Origin of the sequence: Nonomuraea sp. NPDC049784 (genome assembly GCF_040659615.1) — a bacterium.
Taxonomy (GTDB): domain Bacteria; phylum Actinomycetota; class Actinomycetes; order Streptosporangiales; family Streptosporangiaceae; genus Nonomuraea.
In genome coordinates this window covers 1-2,417 of sequence record NZ_JBFAMX010001004.1, presented here as the reverse complement: position 1 = coordinate 2,417, position 2,417 = coordinate 1, and the positions used below count along the sequence as shown (strand labels likewise).

At 70.3% G+C, this 2,417-nt stretch carries 3 protein-coding genes; all 3 read left to right on the top strand.

Annotation, left to right across the window (positions count from 1 at the left end):
• Positions 1 to 123: 123 nt before the first annotated feature.
• Complete coding sequence (locus AB0J09_RS62405) at positions 124 to 498, top strand: WGR domain-containing protein (RefSeq protein WP_360713634.1); 375 nt, start codon at positions 124 to 126, stop codon at positions 496 to 498.
• A gap of 78 nt (positions 499 to 576) precedes the next feature.
• On the top strand, positions 577 to 1,482 hold the full coding sequence (locus AB0J09_RS62400) for an AAA family ATPase (protein WP_360713632.1): 906 nt from the start codon (positions 577 to 579) through the stop codon (positions 1,480 to 1,482).
• A partial coding sequence (locus tag AB0J09_RS62395) for a hypothetical protein (protein WP_360713630.1) occupies positions 1,479 to 2,417 on the top strand: 939 nt, incomplete at its 3' end. The genes AB0J09_RS62400 and AB0J09_RS62395, both read left to right, overlap by 4 nt.

Below are 2,417 nucleotides of genomic sequence, written 5' to 3'. Positions count from 1 at the left end.
TGACCGCTCCCCATCGCGCGGCAAAACCCGCCGGGCTCGGCGGCCTTCTGATGAAGGCCGTCGGCCCGGCGGGGCCGCCCCTTCTGCTCACACCTTGCTCCATCCACTGAAGGGGACGCCTTCATGCCCCGTGCACTCGGCTGGGAAGTGCGCCACACCAGCGTCAGCACCGACCGCAACAGCGACAAGTTCTACCGCCTGCTGGTGGTCGACGACGTGCTCATCGTCAACTACGGGCGGATGGGCTCCGCCGGCCGCTTCAAGATCACCCAGTTCGACGACGTGGAAGCCGCGCGCGAGAACGCGTTGCGCCTGACCGGCGAGAAAGAACGGCAGCGCGAGGCCTACCTGCCTTTCCGGGAGCCGGCCGTGTTCGAGGTCCACGACGACGACCTGCACAACTGCCGTTACGGCAGCGCTTCCCAATCACAGCAGGCCAAGACCCGGATCGTGCGGGCCTTCACCGACGCGGCCCCGACGTTGCCCTGGCCGCACTGAATCCTCCCTCGCAACCCCACCTCTCTGGAGGACCACATCTCCACCAGCACTCCTGCGCAGGAAGCCGCACGCCGAGCCATGGAGACGCTCAACGACGACGACGGATTCGACAGCGGACGGCTGCCCAGCAGCGCACAGCCGCCCGCAACAGGGCCCAAGCCCATCGGCAAGCGCACCCGCCCCAACGGCGAGGACTACCACCCGCGCCAGATCGGTCACCTCGAGGACCTCGCGCTGCTGCGCGACGCGTGGATCCGCGGCAGGCATGTCCTGATCGGCGGGCCGCCCGGCAGCGGCAAGACCGCCTGGCCTCAGGCGGCGTTCGCCTCCCACGACGGTCCGGGCCTGTACATGATCGCAGGTAACGGCAACACCGAAGTGGAAGACCTCGTCGGCGGCTGGCAGCCGGACCCGGCCGCACCCAGCGGTTACAGCTGGCGCCCGGGACCGCTGACCAAGTCGATCATCGACGGCAAGCCGCTGCTCATCGACGAGATCGCGCTCATCCCGCCAGAGGTGCTGGCGGTCTTGTACGAGCCGATGGACGGCCGCGGCGTCTTTCGCGTGCCCTCCCGCCCGGATTGGGCTCCCCTGCCCATCGCTCCGGGCTGGTTCGTCGTGGCCACCTACAACCCGGACGTGCCGGGCGCGCAAATGTCGGACGCCCTGCGCGACCGGTTCTCCCTGCATATCGAGGTCACGACGGACTGGAACATGGCCCGCGACCTCGGGGTGCCCTCCCAGTTCGTCAAGCTCGCCCAGAACCTGGACGAGCGACGCCAGCACGGTGAGGTCACCTGGCAGATCGAGCTGCGCACGCTGCTGGACGCCCGCGACATCGCCAAGGACTACGGCGACGCCTTCGCGGTGAACAACCTGCTGGCCAAGGTGCCGCCGGAGCACCGCGACATGGTGCAGGAACTGGCTCGGACCCTGTGGCCGAAGGCCAAGCCGGCCGCATCAGGCGGACGGTTCGGCGCGTGAGCACCAGTCAGGGCCGCCGCGCCGAGGAGGCGCGGCGCAGCAGCACCGGCAAGCGGGTTAGCAAGCGGCTGCGTGAAGCACGCGACGACCTCAACGTGCGGCTCAACGCCATCGTCGAAACCATCACCGGCCGCAGCGACATCCTCACCACCATGGTGTGGGACCAGCCCGAGGGCACCCCGCCGGGCTGGTTCGAGCCGTCGAAGGCGCTGATCACGGTCAACGCGTCGGTGCTGGCCGCGGGCACCCATCCCGACAGCGTCGATCCCACCACCCGCGAAGGGCGGCTGGAGCAGCCCGTCCTGGTCGGCGTGTACTGCCACGAGGGCGGACACTCCCGCAGTCCCGGCTGGGATCAGCGTGCCATCCACCAAGGCGCCTCCTCGCACCTCATCGCCCGGGTCTGCGAGATGCTGCTGGAGTCCTGGGTGGACGCCACGCAGCTGGAGGATCGGCCCGCCGACGAACAGTGGCTGCGTGCCGCCATGCGGCATCTGCTGACCTTCCCACCGGTGGAGAACCTCTCACCGCAACAGGAACAGCTGCGCGCGGCGGCCGCCGCCATCCTGGTGCTCGGACGTGTCGAGGTGGGCGTGCTCACCGCCGAGGACACCGCCGAGGTCGAGTCCATGACCCGGGATGTTCTCGGCGACGAGGCCCTGGCCGACGTGCGCGCCCTGCTGACGGAGACGCTCGCGCTCGCCGAAGGCGACACCGAGGCGCTGATCGACATCGCACAGCGCCTGCTGGCCCGCCTGGGCATCGACCCGGAGGATCCCGCGGACGCCCAAGCGGCGCTGCCGGTCCTGGCCTGCCACAGCGGCGGCCACAGCGGCGGCCACAGCGGCGGCCAGGGCGGCAGCAGCCACGACACCTCCCCCGGCGCCAGCACCGCCGACCCCGGCCAGCCGCCACCCGATCCGCTGGCGGCCTCC